Raw genomic sequence first — 18,034 nt, forward strand, 5'->3', positions numbered from 1 at the left:
GCGATGCGTGAAACGGTGTTTGAATACATAGAAGTAGATTACAATCGAACCCGCCTTCACAGCGCCAACGGCTACCTCAGCCCAGAAGCGTTTGAGGCACAGCAAGCTGCTTAATGGCGTGTCCGTTGCTGGTGGGCAAGATCAGATCGTCTCCTGGTTGCCTTCGCGGTAGTCGTTGACCACGAAGCTGCCGGACTTCGTCTCAGAGGGCATGTTCAACTCCTTGATGATCCGCGTTTGCCAGCCGCCGCCGGCCTTCTTCTGCTGGATCTTGACGGTCAGGACGTTGGAGCCTGAGCCCGCGCCCCTAACCGTGTACCTGTAAGTGGTGTTCTGGCTGGCGGTGTCCTCGAACGTATCAACGGTATCCAAGCCGGACAGGGTGCCATTGGAATTCCAGGCCAGCGGCGCCCTGGCAACGCTGGGTGTCCTCAGGGCAAACAAGCGCGGTGCGTTTTCTACCAGAGTGGGTAATACCTTGTGTTGAGACTCTGTGTATTGCTGCGCAACTTCAGTGACCGCAGTAATCTCCTTGTCAGCCGCAAACGAGCTATTCAGTAGAAATACTAAGTATAAGAACTTCATGTAACACTCCTTGTGTTTTAGCCAGTTGTTTATTGTCCTTTCGATGGCAGCTACGAAGCATCCTCCATAACTTGACTTTCTATTGTTCCGTGACTCAGTTTTATTTAATACTCCAGTTATTTCTGCAGTGATTAATCAGCGGGAACTGTAACTTATTGATTAATACAATACCATAAAAAATGCGGTAGTGTTCAAAACTCAATTAATTCAATATTACCCCTTGTTAGTTTACCATTTTTTATTAGGGAGGCTTGAACTACATTGCGCCTAACGCCGCGATCACCGACCTGTCCGGTGCAGCGCTTTATTATAAGCCATATCATCGCTCACACTAACTTTTGCCGGCTTAAGGCCGAACAGTCTGCGTGACATGTTGAACGGATATACAGCCAACAAGCATATGCTTGTCGTTACTAATAAAGAACTTACCAGCAATATCAAAGCCTTATATCCCAGCGATATTGGCCAGCTAATCACATAATAACCAATCACAACTATGACTGTTTGATGAAAAATGTAAAACGGATAAATTAGCTCATTGCTGAGTTTAAGCCATTCAGGTGTGTGTTTTAGGTAATGCTGGGCATATCCTATTAGGGTAAGTAACGCCGACCAAGCAACCAAACAGCAGACGAACCACCAAAGTGACCAGCGAGTTTGCAATGGTAAATACCCGCTTAAGTCTGGAGAGTAATAATATCCATAGAAGATCAGAGAGCTTACAATCAACCACATCATGTTGGCTCGACGGTTTTTACTGATTGACTGCCAAACAACCTGAGACTGAATGAAAGCCATCCCTGAAACAAAAAAGAAGAGGTAGAACAAAGAAGAAGCTGGATTACTAATAGTTTGGTCATTCCCTGGAAAATATATTTTTAATCCAACCCTAATCGCAATCAACATCGCAACCAAAAAAAATAGTCCGCTTGGGATAAATGATAGCCTTTCTAAACCAGACTTAATCAACATTGCCGGTTTCGATTTTAAAAAAATATGCAAAGGGATAGCGAATAGGGCGAAAACAATCAGATATTCAATAAACCAGAGGTGATTTGAATCAAACTTGAGTGCTAACGTAGGAAATGCTTGCCAGTACGATTCATAGTCGCCAATGTTCTCTATAAAATTTTGTGGCGGGACAATGAACAGCATTCCCACCATCAAAGGAATAAATAGACGAAAGAACTTTTCACGCAAAAATTGCAAAGCACTTATCCTGCGAAGGAGTAGGACACTACCTGCGCCCGCAATAAAAAATAGTGCGGGCAGCCTATACTGCTCAAAATATACCATGATGTCATCCAGCAACTTACTAGATTCACTATTCATGATATGCCAACCATCCCCGTTAAATGGCATCAAGACATGATGTAAAAATACTGCCAGAATTAAACCAACTCTTAGCCAATCCAGCTCTGAAATTCTATTATTATTCATATCGTTCTTTCCATACTGCGTAGAACCCTAGTGACTTATAACCCCTAAAGCACCTGCGTCAAAACCATAGCGAAGCAGAGGTTTTGACGTTGAATGCCTTTACTTGATGGTTGCCGGTTACTTTGATGCTGTTGCCAAGAAATAACCAGCACCTATAAAGGTTGAACCAAATATTCTACCCGGCACTTTACCCGAAATCACACGATTTGCGTTGGACCTGGCGCTTTGTGCCAGCAGAGAGTACGTGGACAAACATATAAATGACAAGAACATAAAACTGAATACCAGAAATGTAAACTGAGGTAATAACGGCTCTGAGCCTGAGAAAAACTGGGGGAATAATGCTGTTATGAACACAATCGCTTTGGGATTTGTCAATGCTACAAATATACCTTGTGCATACAAACCAAAAATGCTGACTTTAGCGTTTTGAGAGATACTGCCCTCAAGTTTCCCTATACCATTTCTCCATATTTTGAATCCCATGTAGATGAGATACATCGCTCCCAGAATCTTTAAGGCAGTAAATGCTATGGCTGAATGAAGCACAACTACACTCAACCCAAGTACAGAAAACCCTGACATTATAAAGAGTCCAGAAATATTTCCTAGAACTGTCACCAGAGACTTCTTAAAACCAACGGATAAGCTATTCACTGAAACCAATAAAGCTGCCGGTCCAGGTGTTGCTGTAGCTAATAATGCAATTGAACAAAAAGCTAACCAACTTTCAAGCTGCATTGAAATCTCCCAAGGTAGCTAATATCTCAATAACCGGCAGCTCAAACGGAACAAAGCGCAGTGTAAGCTGTTTGGCGCCGCAGGCGCGCTGTTTATTGACTTGTTATGAGACAGTTATCCGCTCAAGCGACTAACCACACGAGCATAAATAATTTTATAATTTCCGTGCAACCATGAAAACAACAGCATCTTTAATTCCATGATGCCACTGGCGTTCAATCGTAAATCCAGAATTATGAACTTCGCTTGCCAAATCAGATTTCGTCAGTACATACACATCAGGCATTATCCCTAGGAGCTTCCCTAGAGGTACAATAGGCTTAATAAAGCGGAGGTACGAATTACCTAGGCAAGCGGTACTACTAACGAAAACGCCCCCAGGTTTTAAGATTCTAGCCACTTCAGTGAGTACAGACTGTCTATCTGGTAGTAAATGCAATACATTTAAACCTAAAACAACGTCCAAACTAGCTGCATCTGCGTTGAACTCAATCAGAGTTGAACGAGTGAACGTAATATTCTCAACACTTGCTTTGTTGGCTTTTTCACGACCAATATCAAGCATGTTCTCAGATATATCAATCGCATCAATGTGCAATACATGTGGTGCGTGATGCATTGCGGTTGTTCCTGTTCCGCAGCCAAACTCTAAAAGCCGCATTTTTTTCTCTAACAAGATTTGCGTTTCGGTAAGCTTCCTCTTATAAGTCTCTTCGTCGGAAATCGGACTCTTTGCATACCCTTCTGCTTTTTTATTCCAAAATTTTTCAGATATATTCATATCAATCTCCATTAGACGGGTAAAGCCCGGGCTCAAAACGCCAAGATAAGGGGTGCGTAGCGAGGGATGATTGGAGTATCCCAGTGAGTAAAACGAATAGCTTAATGTTTTTGTTATGTGATTTCATCCTAAAATATAAAACCATGATTCGTGATTAACAAAAAATCCTTTTTTACTTTTTGTGTCATAGCCAATAATTTCATTAGATTGCCAAACAACATAATTCTCCAGCTCGCCACGAGCTACTTCTTTACCGTCATAATTTTCGTCGGAAGAAATTATATATAGCTTTTTTGAGTTTGTGCTTGATTTAAAAAAAATTAACTATATCTTCTGGTGATTCCACTTCCTTACATTTCCGTTCATTGAAGTGTCTTATATCACGAAGGTCGTCGAATATTTTATCTCTTCTTTTCTTACTTTTAATATGCCAAAGAAACCGGTCTTTTCGATTTGGTGCTATAAATTGGCTAAACAGCTCTTTTTCAATTTTATGATTCACGCTTTTCACATAACATTTGTATACGAATCATCATGATCAGTATTTCTGGATTTTTTTCACGTCAAACTATTAAAAAATCACTGCAAATCAATCTAATACAGTAATTTAGTACTATCGAGCCACCTGGAATAATCATCACTACAACCAGTATCCCAAAAATCATCAATAAATGTAACCCACTGTATTTATTGGTTTTTAAGAAGAATAAGCCTTCACTGGAAAAATAACAGTCACGGTGATCGAAATATCGGCTCATATCTGATCAAATTGCCTATAGAACTGCACCACGATCCAGAAAGGTGTATCGCCAGGGCGGGCTCCCTCTCGCCCGTTGACACACCTTTTCGGTACAGCTACGGCAGCGCCGCCTGCAGCGATTGAGCCTTGCGTATCTACAGCGGTACCAAGACGGAATGGAAATCCATTGTCTTGTCGTCCTGACTGCGCTTACCTCCCCAGGGAGTGTACAAGAAGGTAAGCGTTTGCGGGGCTGCACAGGATTTCTAAATGTCCGCTCAGCGTTACGTCTTTTTATTGGGGCGGTGCTTGAATGGCCTGAGGGTAGCTGGGGACTGATTGGCTGGGTTCTTCTCCAGCGCCCAGGCTTCTTCCAACAATTGCAGTAACCGCACGGCCCGCATCACCCGGTTATCCCTGCTGGGTGCAATGTGCAGATCCACAACCTTATCCTTGATGGCAACTGGCGTGATAATAAAATACCCACCCAGGTCCACTGGCTGAAATAATCGACAGGGTAATATAGGCATCTTGAATAGGCTCTTTATGTCACCTGTGGCGGAAAGGTGTAGCAAAAGCGTATCGCTTTGCGCGGTTTCTCTCGCCGCAGGTGCGATCCTTGTGGGGAAAAGAAAAGGGAAACTTGCAGAAAGGGGGTGCAGCCAGAGCGGCGGTGCGCGGCTGAAGTAAAAGACCACACCAATCATCACGCAACGCCACAGCACACTCCGCCGCCGGGTGCCGGAGTGACTCGGAAAATGCGCCTTCAGGGAGACGTTTATTGAAGGCGAACGAGTGTATGGCGTATCATTCAAGACAGCCTCGCTAGATAGCTCTGTTATCTATTGGGGTTAGCCATCCCCTGGTGTCTCTAGCACCGGGGGCTGGCGCTTACGCCTGACTTACGCGGCCATGATGCGGTCCTTCTTTTTGTGTTGAAAATTTGTTGTGGTTAGGGTTTTCCCACGAATGCTGCCTTACAGGGCGCCTCGCGGGCTGAACGGTGATCGTTTGGGTGTTTTTTCTATTTATTATTCTTTACTGGTGCCAGCTAAACGGCTGGGTGCTATGACAGCAGGCCTACCCTAATCGCTTTTTGTCAAGAATTCAATCGAGGTGAAGCTTTTGGCGACACCAAGTTTAAACCCCCACCACTGGTGAAGGGGGATGCAGTTTTACCTGTGCAGGGCGCAGTGCTGTGGAGCCCTGCGCGGAGGCGCGCAACACCAGAAGCTGAGAGCTGACAAAGACAGCAACGCTCAATGCTGCCGAAAATGCTTTGGACGAGTTGAAGGCCAAGTGGGGAGACCAATATCCGGTGGTGATCAAGTCCTGACGCGCCAAGTGGCCCACCCTGTCGATGTACTTCAAGTATCCGGAATACGTGCGTACGCCGATTTACACTACTAACGCCGTTGAGGCTGTACACCGCCAGTTCCGAAAGCTGACTAAAACCAAGGGCGGCTTTGCCAATGAGCACAGCTTACTCAAGCTACTCTACGCCGGTATACTGAAAGCCTCCGAGCGCTGGACGCACCCGATCCAGAACTGGAACCCGACGCTGTCACAGCTGACGATCCACTTCCCGGATCGCCTGGAGAAATATATCAGCCTATGAGGCTACTTGGCTGACACAGAGTTTTGAACACCCTCCGGGACGCCTTGCACCATGAGGTGTATGATAAGAAATTAGTATTTACGGCTCTGTAAACAAGTAGCCCCGAAAATGCGGGGCTACTCCAATAAAATAATAAATTTAATTACTTAACCACTTATTTCTATAAAATAAATTGGGTTGTCCTTTGATCCTATCTCTATATTCTTTAATGCTCCCTTTATTAACGCCGCTAGAAGAATCTATATCGGCTGTTCCGTCATCTTCCCAATTACAGTAGTCGCAAATATCATAACCAGTGCCTTCTTCTTGGTTATAAACTTCAGAAAGCGTTTTCATGTTGCAGCAGGGGCACCTAAACATTTCAGCAACCTCCCCTACAACTTCAACCTTTTTACCCGTCATCCCTTCGTAAAGTTCTGACAAGTAACCATTACTTACACCTATATATAATTCTGTTAGCACCTCAAAAACTTGATTCTCAAGCTCGACATTCTCATCTATATCCTCCAGCAACTCCAAAAGTTCGTCGCGAGAATTAAAGGCTAAACGGCATTTTGTAACGAGCTTAACAACTTCCTCTCTAGAGATTGTTTTCATTATAATTTGCCAGCCTCTTTCAGCGTATTGATGACAACATCATCACTTCTACCATCCCATTTGTAAAATGACTTTATTTTTCCACCAGCATTTGTCCCTATAAAAATAGTGTTTGTGGATGGATCGAATCTATAATTAAACGCTCCACTCGTTGTTTCAATCAGGTTGCCGTTATTTTTTCTCGTACCAAATTCAAGAGCCATTTCGCTATACTCCTTTGAATTTTTAGCACCGAACTCAGCACCATGTTTCTCAAAGTGCGTTTTTAACTTTCCTTTTGACCAAAGCTGTTTTCCAGGTCCCCACTTTGTAACAACACCTTTTTGTACTTGCGGACCAGCAATCGCATTAACTTGCCTATACGGATCTTCCTTCGCTGCTGTCAACCCCAGCGGGTCAACCCATTCAACTGGATTAGGCACATACTGATAATTATTCGCCCCCCCCAACAACCCAATCGGGTCCTGTTGGGTAAACTCCCCAATCCTCGGATCATAATACCTGAACCGATTATAATGCAGCCCGGTCTCTTCATCAAAATACTGACCCTGGAAACGAATGGGCTGTTCAATCTGGTTTTCATGGGCCAGGGCAATATTGCCATAGCTCTTATAGGCAACACTCCAGACCACTTCCCCTTCTTGGTTAGTGAGGGTATCCGGGGTACCGAGGTGATCCAGGTGATAGTGGTAGACCTGTTCTTTCTCTTGTAGGCTTTCCTTTAAAGCAACCGGTTTAAAAGTGCCCGGCTCGAAGTAGTAGGTGCGGGTATTGAGGTCCTGCCTGGTCTGGAGATCAACCTTATTCTCCCGCAGCAGGGTATCGCCGTCCCATAGAAAGCGGGTTTGCTCGCCATGGTCCGCCTTGCCAATACGGCGGCCCAGGGGGTCGTATTGGTAGTGGATCACCTGCTGGAACTGCTCAGTGCCCTTCTCTACCTTGAGCTTTTCCACCCGCACCAGTTGCTGGCGGCTGTTGTAGTAATAACGGGTTTGCAGTTTTTGCCCTTTGCCGCGCAGTTCGGCGATGCGGTTGCCGTGCATATCGTAGCGGTAGTGAGTGTCACCGCGAAAGGCTAAACGGTTGCCTTTGACCTGGGTGGCGCTGGCCTGCCGTTTGACTTCCTCACCGGAGCCCGCGGCGGCAAGTATATTGTGTGCGGGGTCGTGCACAAAGTATTCGGGGTTGGGGCCGTCTACCTGGGTCAGGCGATCCAGGGCATCGTAGTGGTAGCTGCGGGTGCCGCGCAGGCTGTCTTCGATTTTGGCGATCTGGCCGGCTTTGTTGTACTGGTAACTGCGCTCCAGGATTGGGGTTGTGCCCTGGGTGGGGTCAGACACCGGGCTCTGGTTTGCACTGCGGGTTTTGCCCAGTCGCAGTTTTTGCAGGCGGCCTTGTGGATCGTAGTCTCTCTGGCTTTCCAGTCCATTGCCGTGCTGGCGCTGGCTTTCCCTGCCCTGTTCGTCGTGGCTGATACTGGTGATCAGCTGATCCGTATCGCTGCCTAAGGGGCGGCGGTGCAGGCTTTGGAACTGGCCAGCGGGGTTGAAGGCAAAATTGAGCACTTCACCATCGGGCAGGGTTGTGGCGATACGGTTGCCAGCGGCATCGTACTGGTGGCTGAGTTTGTCTTTGCCCTGCCAGTCGGCGGTCACGCGGCCACTGGCGTCGTATTCCCAGCGCAGTTTGCGGTGGGTATTTTGCGCTTTGATGAGTTGTCCGCTGCGGTTGTAGCGGAAGCTGGTTATGCCATCTGGGGTGGTCTCTTCCAGCAGTCGGCCGAAGGGGTCGCGTTCGAAGATGGTGTCGATACCTTTGCCGGTATCAGTGTCGGTTACGGCTCTGGAGCTGAGCAGGTGGCCGGCGCGGTTGTAGGCGTAGCGGGTAACGCGACCGTCGAATCCCACTTCTTCAATTAGTCGCTCGTTGAGGTCGTACTTGAGTTGGTAGCGCTCATCGTTCTCGTTGCTAAGGCCAACGAGGTTGCGCTCGCCGTCATAGTGATATTCCAGGCGGCTGCCGTCCGGGTTGGTGCGGGTCTTAACCTGGCTGAGGCCGTCGTAGGCGTAGCAGGTACTGCAGCCTTCTGAGTCGGTCACCTCGGCAAGTAACCCCTGCGGGTTGTAGCTGTATTGAGTACGGGCACCGTCTGGGGTGGTCACCGCATGGATACGATCCTGGGCGTCGTATTCATAGCGGGTAACTTGGTCGGGGGCGTGCTGCACTTCTTCCAGGCGGCGGGCACCGTCGTAGCGGTAGTGTTGGGCGCGCCCCATGGGGTCTTTGACTGCGGCGAGATTGCCCTCGGGGTTCCACAGGTAGCGGGTGGTATTGCCTAAAGGATCGGTAACACTGCCGATCAGGCCAACGGGGTTATAGCCGTACTGGGTGCTGTTGCCGAGAGGGTCTTTGCTGGCAACGATCTGGCCATTGTTGTTGTATGCCCGTTGCCAGCTATTACCGGCGGGATCGGTGACTTTTGCGGGCAGGCCTTCGCCATTGTATTCGATACGGTGGCTATTGCCGGCGGCATCGGTTTTTTGGCTCAGGCGGCCCTGGCCGTCGTATTGGTAAATTTCCTCTCGCAGACTGCCATCGTCGCTGGGCAGTTGTACGCGGGTGACCTGACCCAGGTCGTTGTAGCTGTAGAGCGTCTCTGCCCCTTCCGGGTCGCGGTGGTAAATGGGCAGGGCGCGCTCGTTAAAGCGATAGCGTTCTTTACCACCTCGGGTGTCGGTGACGGTAACGCCTTTGCCGTCATCATCCCAGGCGAACTGGTAGTTGTACGTATCCTGGCCATCGATCGGGTCGCCCCACTGGCGCACACAGCGGGCAGCGGGGCCTTCCGTATCCCATTCAAAGTGGAAGCGGTAGCCGGTTTTCAGGGTGCGCTGCTTAATGACGTGCTGATGGTATTGGTACTGCTCACTGTAACCATCGGCGTCGGTGGCTTTGATCAGGTCGCCTTCATCACTGTACTCATAATGCGCGAGTGCTTTAATACGGCCATCGCGGGTTTCTTTTTTCAGCTCACCCATACGCTGGCTGTTGGCCTTTCCTGCGGGCGGGCTGATATGCAGGGCTTCGCCAAGACTGCTCTCGATGCAGATCAGGCGTTCGCCGATATAGTGGAGCAGGTAGTAGTTGCCGTAGCCATCGCGGATTTCCGCAAGCTTGAGGGCACCTTTATCACCAGTGGCCTTGAAGTGTTTCTGTACTCCGTTAGGGGCGCCGTAGGGAGTGATAATCCAGTGCTCGTTGTTGACGCGGCTGAGGCTTAGCCGCTCTACCACATTGTGGCTGCGGCCACTGCCCCCCGGTGCGGGCAGGCTGATCACCCGGCCTTCGGCATCGTGGAACTCTACCGCTTTGCCGGGGCGCAATACCAGACGTTCGCCCAGGGTGTGGGTCCAGCCGTGGCCCAGGCCAAAATCTTTGGGGTTACTGCTACGGTAAGTGCGCGCCAGGGTGAATGGCAGCGGGCCATCCAGCACCGCGTCCACCAGGGTCAGGCGCTCTTCACCGGTTTTTAAGTTGATCGGTTCACCGCCCTCACAGGCCTCGGCATTGCACTGGGTTTTGTCGCCGTTGCGGTTTTCCCCGGTCGGATTATTGGTGTTATCCGATTCGTTGGATGTGCCGCTATTACTCCTATTGCCCGCCTGGCTGTTCTGGGCGCTGGTAGAGCTTCCGTCGGAACGGTTGTTACTGCTTTGGTTGCCACTTTTATTGGCGCCTGAACGGCTACTGGCGCTACTGGCTGAACCGGAGTTACCCGAAGACGGGCCGCTGCCACTGGACGGCACCGCAGCCTCAGAAGCACTAAAATCGGAGAAACTGGCCCCACTGCCCTTGGCCTTGCCGCCGCGCTTCCTGGCAAGCAGGCTGCGCTGCTTTTTCAGTTTGGCGAAGTCGAGCATCAGTTCGCCGATACCGCGGAAGGCTTTCAGCAGACGGGCATTTTTTACCAGAGAGATTACAGCTCCGGCACCACCGGTAACCGCGGCCAATACGATGGTGAGAATAATCTCGAAAGCACCGCTGCCGGCCAGCTCGGTGATTTCCAGACTGTGCTGGGCTTTGACATAATCCTGGGCGAAGCGGTAAATGGCGTCCCTTAGAGTCGGCTCTGCATAGATCAGCTGGGCCACTTCAAGGGCCAGCTCCAGCTGTTGCCTGGTGATCTTGGAGGGATCGAAGCCTAGTACATCCACCACTTCCCGCTGCACAGCAGACAGGTACTCCCTGCCCGATTCCTCAAAACTCTTGTCGTGCAGGAAGTAGTTGACAGTGGCGGTACTGTATTCGATGGACTGGCGGAGGGGATGCACCAGTGCCGCCACCTCCAGAATATTCTTGCTCCACACCGCCAGGCCCCAGGCCGCATTGCCCACGCCTGTAGCACCGCGATCAATATAAGCCCCCACCTTTTCCAGGGGGGAGCGCTGCTCGTGGCGTTGCTGGATTAATGCCGCCTCGGCGCGTTCCTCGGCAATAATCTGCTGTAAGCCCATGCGAAGCTTGGTGGTCAGTTCGGACTGTTTGTCGGCAAGCGCCACATCCGCGAACGGGGCTTCTTCGATAATCAAGCGGTTTTGATTCAAAGCCAGGTAGATTTTCTGTTCCTGGCTGGAGAGGTGACCAGGTGCTTCGGAAAGCGAGGGCAGGGGCGTTGTTCCCGCTTGGCTGGACTGGATACTGGCACTTTGCCCATTGCTGGAGATACCGTTCACGCCAAAGAAGTGATCGTAAATCTCCTGAATCACAGAGTCATCGAACATTGACAGCAGTTGGGTGGCACTGACCTTCAAGGGAATATCCATCTGATAGACCCTGCCAGTCTTGACAATATAACGAACGCCCTGCCTGTTTTCGACACTTAGCTGCATGGATGATCCTTCAGTTGCTTTGCGCCAGCTTTTTGTTGTTCACCGTAATCGAACAATTCGCAAAGAGTTATTGCGTTCATCTTCTTAACCGCGGCGGTCAATCTCCCAAGGGCAGCCACTTCCCTGTTACAAAAGTGTACCCACCCGGAATACACCAGACGGCGATCCCCTAGCGCAATACCCGCAAAAAACATGCTGGATTAGGGTAAACGCAATTTGTGAAAACTTAAATAGTGTTGGCTGCCCACCGCTGGATTTATGCAATGTCTATTCACCAATAGTTTCACTGCAATGCCGGCAGGCACCGCCCGGCTCCCTCCGGTATCGGGTTACAGCCGGCATGGTCACCCGCCTGAAGAGATTAACGCAATTCGGCAAAAGGCAACAGCGCTATGCCATTACACGATATTGACGCCCTATTGAAAAATAAAAACTTCCGAAATAATTAAAATTATTTGATTTTTAATAGGGCATTCCCGCGCCTCTGCCGTTGTACCAATGAAAAGGGCACTGTCGTAGTGTGATACAACCACAACAGAATTTCTGCTGCAGATGCGCCTTTCAGCAAGCAGCTTCGTTTCAGCGCGCACCATTATTAGCAAAATAAAAATGGGTATTTTTCTGAGATCAGGATCTGGCTGCCAAAAGTGGAGGGCTCACTGTGAACTTGTGCACAGAATGGGTAAGGACAGGAAATGCAGGGTGCCCGGGTGGATCAAAAACCCGCGGATAGCACCCAGTGCTGACAGGGTATGCCCGCTGCCCTGCCACCGCAACCCCGCAGCGGCGCCGGGTCTATGGTGGCTATAGGGGGGGCCGGTTATTCGATTTCCTTAATCCGCATGGAGCTGGTGTAGCCGCCCACATTCACCCGTTCTCCCTGGGTGATGAGAATGCGCTGCCCCTTTTGCAGGTCAATGCGCGAGTTCAGCACTTCAATAACGGCGCCGGTCAATTGCCCCAGAGGCACTGCGGCCGGATCGAAGCTGACCGGCTCAACCCCCCGCAGCAGTACCAACTGGCGTGCGATACGCGGATGCCGGGTAAGCGCGTAGATCGGCAAGTGGGTATTGGCTCGGGACATCATGCGCGGGGTGCGTCCGGATTCCGTCAGTGCCGCCACCGCACAGAGGTTTTCCACCCGCGCCGCCACATCGATGGCCGCCTGGGCGATCACGGTATCGATACGGTCCGAGGCGCCGTGCTCCTGCGGGGTGTAGGGCACACTGCCGAGGTATTGCTCGGCCCCCACAATCACCTCGCTCATGGACTCCACTGCCGCCACCGGGTAATCACCGGCGGCGGTCTCGGCGGAAAGCATCACCGCATCGGTCCCATCCAGTACGGCATTGGCTACGTCCATCACCTCGGCGCGGGTGGGTGTGGGGCTGGTGATCATGGACTCCATCATCTGGGTTGCGGTGATCACGCCGCGGTTGAGGGCATTGGCGCGATGGATCAGTTTCTTTTGCACCCCCACCAGGGCCGGATCTCCGATCTCGACCCCCAGATCACCGCGGGCCACCATAATGGCATCCGAGGCAAAGATCAGGGCATCCATCTGTGCGCTATCGGCGACCGCTTCGGCGCGCTCCACCTTGGCCACAATGGCGGCCTGGCTACCGGCAGCCTGTATCGCCTTGCGGGCAGTTTCCAGGTCCTCGGCGCAGCGGGGGAAACTCACCGCGAGGAAATCCACCTCCAGCTCTGCGGCCAGCTCAATATCCCGGTAGTCTTTTTCCGTCAGCGCCGGGGCAGACAGGCCACCACCGAGCAGGTTGATACCCTTGTTATTGGACAGGCGGCCACCCTGCAACACGCGGCAGTAGAGTTTGCTCGGGGTAGTGCCGGTCACTTCCAGGCGGATCTTGCCGTCATCGAGCAACAGGACACTGCCGGACTTGCAGTCGCTGACCAGGCTCGGGTAATCGACCCCAACGCGTTGCGCATCGCCGCCCTGGGGCGGGCAGTCGAGGTCCAATGTAAATTCGTCGTTGTCCTCCAGCACCACGTGGCCTTCGGCAAAGCGGGCAATGCGGATCTTGGGTCCCTGCAAATCGCCCAGTACAGCAACGGTCCTGCCCTGTGCGGTCGCGGCGTTACGCACCTCCTGTACCCGGCGGCGGTGGTCGTCCGCGGAGCCGTGGGAGAAATTCAGGCGCACGATATTGACGCCGGCTCGAATCATTTCCTCGATAATATGGGGCTTGTCAGTACCGGGGCCCAGGGTGGCAACGATTTTGGTATGGCGAATCATAAGGTCCTGTGAATTGATCAAGTAAGAAGATAAAAGTGAACGGGGGCAACCCAGCTACTGTTGGCGCTGGGTTGATGCGCCGCATAAAGTGCGAGGCCATTCCCATCCCTGTTTGCAGACTGTGGAACAGGTTTACGCACAGATCAGGCAGACTCAGCAACCGGCAACTGCAGCTGCAACGCGGCGGCCATGGCCAGGCTGGTATCCAGCATACGCTGGGAGAATCCCCACTCATTGTCGTACCAGGCCATCACTTTTACCAGATTGCCGTTCACACGGGTGTGATTGGCATCGAAGTGGCTGGAGGCGCTGGTATGGTTGAAATCCACGGAAACCAGGGGCCGGTCGCAATAGGTCAACACCCCCTTGCTGGCCTCCGCAGCCTGCCGCATGATGTGGTTCACCTCTTCGACGGTCGTATCGCGAGCGGCGATAAACTGGCAGTCTACCAGGGAGACATTGTTCACGGGAACGCGTACTGCCATACCATCGAGCCGGCCTTTCAATTCCGGCAGTACCAGGCCCACTGCAGCGGCAGCGCCGGTCTTGGTGGGAATCATATTATCGGCTGCGGCGCGGGCCCGATACATATCCGCGTGGACTGCATCCTGGGTGTTCTGATCATTGGTGTAGGCGTGCACGGTGGTCATAAAACCGCGCTCAATACCCAGCCCGCGGTGCAACGCCTGCACCACTGGCGCCAGGCAATTGGTGGTACAGGATGCATTGGAAACCACCCGGTGGTCCGCACTCAGGGTCGCATCATTGACACCGTACACCACGGTAAGGTCGGCGTCCTTGGAGGGAGCGGAAATCAGTACGGCACCGGCACCCGCTTCAATATGTGCGCAGGCAGAGGCTCTGTTGGTAAAGCGACCGGTACATTCCAGCACCAGATCCACACCGAGTTCCCCCCAGGGCAGCCTGGCCGGATCGCGCTCCTGGCAAACCTGCACGCGGTCGCCACCGATCACCAGCGCGTCGCCATCCACGGTTACCTCGGTGGCAAAGCGGCCGTGGATCGTGTCGAAACGGGTGAGGTGCGCATTGGTGGCCACCGGGGCGAGATCGTTGATCGCAACCAGCCGGATACGATCGCGATAGCCGGATTCATAGATGGCCCGGGTGACATTGCGGCCGATTCGACCGTAACCATTGATGGCAATGTTTATTTTCATCTGGCGTTACCCTATTGTTTTGGCTTTCCGCGCTGCCTGCCTGTGCGGATACCCTTTACCGAACGTTTGTGGCACTGAACCCGTTAGCCCAGGCAACCCTCTGCGACTTGCCGGAACACAACTCCTGCAACCCCACCTGCGGGCTGACTTTTGCAACGGTCGGTGCCAGCGCATGGCTATCGGCCTATTAAGGTTTCAATGCCACAGCCTGCCTTGACAGGCGGGTGATCTCCGCCCAGTTTTTCTCCCGCACCAGAGCGCTGGACGCCATCCAGGAGCCACCCACACAAATCACATTGCCAAGGGTTAGATAGCTCGCTGCGTTATCCGGGCTGATACCACCAGTGGGGCAGAAGCGCACTTCCGCCAGCGGGCCCGCAATAGATTTCAGCATCGGTGTACCACCGGCGGCCTGGGCCGGGAAAAACTTCTGGTAGCGATAGCCGCGCTCAAACAGGCGCATGACCTCGGAAACACTGGCCGCTCCGGGCAGCAGCGGTACATCGTAATCATCCGCAGCCGCCAACAATCGCTCGGTCGCTCCTGGGCTCACCACAAAACTGGCGCCGGCCTCGGTGGAGCGCCGCAGATCGTCGCCATTTAAAATGGTACCGGTGCCTATTTGCACTTCGGGCAAATGTTTGGCAATCCGTTCCACTGCATCCAGGGCAGCCTCGGTGCGCAGGGTAATTTCGAGTACACTCAGGCCGCCTTCGAGCAGCGCCGCCGCCAGGGGCAGTGCATCTTCGGGGTGTTCAATCACCAGTACCGGAACAACACCGGCAACCGGTAAAATGTCGGCGATATTTTTCTGCATCCGTCACATCCAGATCGTTCGTTAAGGTGCCCAGTAAACCGTGACCGGTTTCAGTGCCTGTTTGAGAATGCTGCGCACCGGCATTTCCATTTCATCACTGCCGAGCAAAGCTTCGCGGTAAACTTTCAGTTTTTCCCCGCCAGTAATCAGTAGTTTGATATTTCTCGCCTGCAAAATGGCGTTTGCGGTCAAGGTCATACGCTCGGTGTAAGTACCGGTCACGTCACTCTGCCTGGCAGTAATTGCGCTGCAGAGTTTTTCAGAGTGCGGATTCAGCACGGGTGCAAGGCCCTGTGCATGGGGAAACCATGAGGCGGTGTGGCCATCAGCACCCATTCCCAGAACGCAGACATCGAAAGGGCGCGGCAGCCGGGCGTAGGCGCGCTCACATTCAGCCTCTCCCTCAGCCGCTGTTGCGTGAGAGGTTTTCATGGCCAACAGTGTCGCGTCTGCGGCGCAGTCCTGTAGCAGGCATTGTTGAATAAAGGCCTGGTTGCTGCCGCTTTGCGATGGGTCCACCCAGCGCTCATCCACCAGCGCGGCAGTAATGTGCGACCAGGGCAGCGGGCGCTTGGAAAGCGCGCGATAAACAGGCTCTGGCGTGCTGCCACCAGAGACCAGGAAGGTGGCACGGCCCTGCGCCTTGATCCCCTGTTGCAACTCATAGGCACAGTCATGTGCAAACACCTGTACCAGACGCTCGCGATCGGGATAAAATTTTTCCTCTACCATGGGTATTTCCAGTTACTACCGGGTCGGAAGGAAAGAATAGCCCTCTCCCAGGACACGCTGTGAATACATCCTTGTACGCTCGTAATCGGCATCCATGCCTCATACGATCCTGGGAGAGGGCTATTCTTCCCTTCTGCTTTTTTACTAGTACTTCCCTGAAGGTGCGCCTGTCGCAGACAGGCAACCCCAGCAATCATTACTTGGCGTTAAACCAGTGGCGGCCGCTACGGGCCAGCAATTCACCGGCCTCCGTCGGCCCCCAGCTTCCCGCGGTGTAAGGTTTGGGCTGATTATTGGTGTCACGCCAGTGTTCAATAATCGGGTCGACCCAGTCCCAGGCTGCGGCCACTTCATCGCGATGAATAAACAGCGCCGGATTGTTGGCCGCGGCATCCAGCATCAAGCGTTTATAGGCATCGCTGCGGAAGCTGTCGTAGGTATCCGACAGGTTTAAATTCAATTCCGCCTGCTGCAACTTTGTGGCCAGACTGTCCATCTTCTTGGCCATCAATATCAGCTTGATACTCTCTTCGGGCTGCAGGCGGATTACCAGGCGGTTGGGAATGACTTTACCGGCACTTTCATCGTAGACGTGATGGGAGACTTTCTTGAACTGCACCACAATTTCCGCACAGCGCTTATCCATACGCTTGCCGGTACGCAGAAAAAAGGGCACACCCGCCCAGCGCCAGCTGTCGATATGCGCCCGTATTGCGACAAATGTCTCCGTAGCACTGGCACCGTGTTCCAATTCGTCCAGGTAGCCGGGCACACGCTGCCCGTCGATCTCTCCAGCCACATATTGCCCGCGCACGACATTCTTATCCACTTCTGATGCCGCGAGCGGGCGCAGGGCTTCCAGCACCTTGATTTTCTCCGCGCGAATATTTTTCGCGGACATGGTGTTGGGTGATTCCATCGCGATCAGGCACAACAGCTGCAACAGGTGGTTTTGCACCATATCCCGCAGTGCGCCCGTCTCATCGTAAAAACCGGCGCGCCCCTCCAGGCCGACCGTTTCCGAGATACTGATTTGGATATGGTCGATCGCTTTTGCATCCCACAGGTGCTCAAACAACACATTGCAGAAACGCAGGGCAAGCAGGTTTTGTACGGTTTCCTTGCCCAGGTAGTGATCAATGCGGAATATATTGTCTTCGGGAAAATAACTGGCGAGTTTGCTGTTGATTTCGCAGGAGGTCTGTGCGTTGTAACCCAGTGGCTTTTCCACAACCACTCGGGCTTTCTCACTGATCAGACCCTTTCTGTTGAGGTTTTCACAGCAAAGGCCAAAGACTCCCGGTGGGATTGCCAGGTAGAAAATACGCACACGCCCGGGGTCTGCACCCAAGATGTCCGCGAGGTGTTCCCACCGGGCATCGGGCACGGCTATATCCAACGCCATGGGACGCAGCAGCCGGCTGAAATCGCGCCAACTGGAGTCACAGTATTCACCCTCGCGCAGGTGCGCCTGCAGGGCTCGCTGTGCGGTTTCCAGGTAATGATCGGCATCTTCCCGGCGTCGGCATACCGGGAGGATCCTGCAACTCTGTGCCAGACTGCCCTCTCTAAACGCGCGGTAAAGCGCCGGTATCAACTTGCGCAAGGCAAGATCACCGACGCCACCAAACAACACCATATCAAAAGGATCAAGCATAGG

Annotated in this window: 13 protein-coding genes and 1 pseudogene; 2 read left to right on the plus strand and 12 right to left on the minus strand. The window is 52.4% G+C overall.

Going from position 1 to position 18,034, the window contains the following annotated elements; genetic code table 11:
• Window positions 1–114: IS3 family transposase (locus tag ACL7TT_RS09160; protein WP_413395021.1), on the plus strand; the 114-nt coding region annotated here is incomplete at its 5' end.
• A gap of 27 nt (window positions 115–141) precedes the next feature.
• On the opposite strand, the gene ACL7TT_RS09165 is transcribed toward ACL7TT_RS09160, so the two are convergent.
• The 5 genes from ACL7TT_RS09165 to ACL7TT_RS09185 form a co-directional block, all read right to left on the minus strand.
• Window positions 142–585 carry a hypothetical protein gene (locus tag ACL7TT_RS09165; protein WP_413394871.1) on the minus strand — a complete coding sequence of 148 codons (444 nt, stop codon included), beginning with the start codon at window positions 583–585 and terminating at the stop codon, window positions 142–144.
• Between the two features lie 279 nt (window positions 586–864).
• Window positions 865–2,025 carry an acyltransferase family protein gene (locus ACL7TT_RS09170; RefSeq protein ID WP_413394872.1) on the minus strand — a complete coding sequence of 387 codons (1,161 nt, stop codon included), beginning with the start codon at window positions 2,023–2,025 and terminating at the stop codon, window positions 865–867.
• 117 nt (window positions 2,026–2,142) lie between these two features.
• A complete protein-coding gene (locus ACL7TT_RS09175; RefSeq protein ID WP_413394874.1) occupies window positions 2,143–2,766 on the minus strand; it encodes a LysE family translocator in 624 nt (207 codons plus the stop codon).
• Window positions 2,767–2,920: 154 nt separating this feature from the next.
• The gene (locus tag ACL7TT_RS09180) at window positions 2,921–3,547 is read right to left on the minus strand and encodes a class I SAM-dependent methyltransferase (RefSeq protein WP_413394876.1); all 627 of its coding nucleotides are present in this window, start codon (window positions 3,545–3,547) and stop codon (window positions 2,921–2,923) included.
• Between the two features lie 1,023 nt (window positions 3,548–4,570).
• Complete coding sequence (locus ACL7TT_RS09185; RefSeq protein WP_413394878.1) at window positions 4,571–4,816, minus strand: hypothetical protein; 246 nt, start codon at window positions 4,814–4,816, stop codon at window positions 4,571–4,573.
• Window positions 4,817–5,532: 716 nt separating this feature from the next.
• Here ACL7TT_RS09185 and ACL7TT_RS09190 point away from each other — a divergent pair.
• A pseudogene (locus tag ACL7TT_RS09190) lies at window positions 5,533–5,904 on the plus strand (transposase); the annotation flags it as partial.
• Window positions 5,905–6,042: 138 nt separating this feature from the next.
• On the opposite strand, the gene ACL7TT_RS09195 reads toward ACL7TT_RS09190, so the two are convergent.
• The 7 genes from ACL7TT_RS09195 to zwf form a co-directional block, all read right to left on the minus strand.
• On the minus strand, window positions 6,043–6,501 hold the full coding sequence (locus ACL7TT_RS09195) for a CPCC family cysteine-rich protein (protein ID WP_413394880.1): 459 nt from the start codon (window positions 6,499–6,501) through the stop codon (window positions 6,043–6,045).
• On the minus strand, window positions 6,501–11,390 hold the full coding sequence (locus tag ACL7TT_RS09200) for an RHS repeat-associated core domain-containing protein (protein ID WP_413394881.1): 4,890 nt from the start codon (window positions 11,388–11,390) through the stop codon (window positions 6,501–6,503). The genes ACL7TT_RS09195 and ACL7TT_RS09200 overlap by 1 nt, the downstream gene beginning before the upstream one ends.
• 820 nt (window positions 11,391–12,210) lie before the next feature.
• Window positions 12,211–13,647 carry a pyruvate kinase gene (gene pyk, locus ACL7TT_RS09205; RefSeq protein ID WP_299941940.1) on the minus strand — a complete coding sequence of 479 codons (1,437 nt, stop codon included), beginning with the start codon at window positions 13,645–13,647 and terminating at the stop codon, window positions 12,211–12,213.
• 143 nt (window positions 13,648–13,790) lie between these two features.
• Window positions 13,791–14,825, minus strand: a complete 1,035-nt coding sequence (gene gap, locus ACL7TT_RS09210; RefSeq protein ID WP_413394883.1) for a type I glyceraldehyde-3-phosphate dehydrogenase — start codon at window positions 14,823–14,825, stop codon at window positions 13,791–13,793.
• Between the two features lie 187 nt (window positions 14,826–15,012).
• Window positions 15,013–15,642, minus strand: coding sequence for a bifunctional 4-hydroxy-2-oxoglutarate aldolase/2-dehydro-3-deoxy-phosphogluconate aldolase (gene eda, locus ACL7TT_RS09215; RefSeq protein WP_413394885.1), 630 nt, complete (start codon window positions 15,640–15,642; stop codon window positions 15,013–15,015).
• Between the two features lie 21 nt (window positions 15,643–15,663).
• Window positions 15,664–16,374 carry a 6-phosphogluconolactonase gene (pgl, locus tag ACL7TT_RS09220; RefSeq protein ID WP_413394887.1) on the minus strand — a complete coding sequence of 237 codons (711 nt, stop codon included), beginning with the start codon at window positions 16,372–16,374 and terminating at the stop codon, window positions 15,664–15,666.
• Window positions 16,375–16,570: 196 nt separating this feature from the next.
• Window positions 16,571–18,031 carry a glucose-6-phosphate dehydrogenase gene (gene zwf, locus ACL7TT_RS09225; protein ID WP_413394889.1) on the minus strand — a complete coding sequence of 487 codons (1,461 nt, stop codon included), beginning with the start codon at window positions 18,029–18,031 and terminating at the stop codon, window positions 16,571–16,573.
• Between the last annotated feature and the right edge of the window lie 3 nt (window positions 18,032–18,034).

Source organism: Microbulbifer jejuensis, from assembly GCF_047289955.1.
GTDB lineage: Bacteria > Pseudomonadota > Gammaproteobacteria > Pseudomonadales > Cellvibrionaceae > Microbulbifer.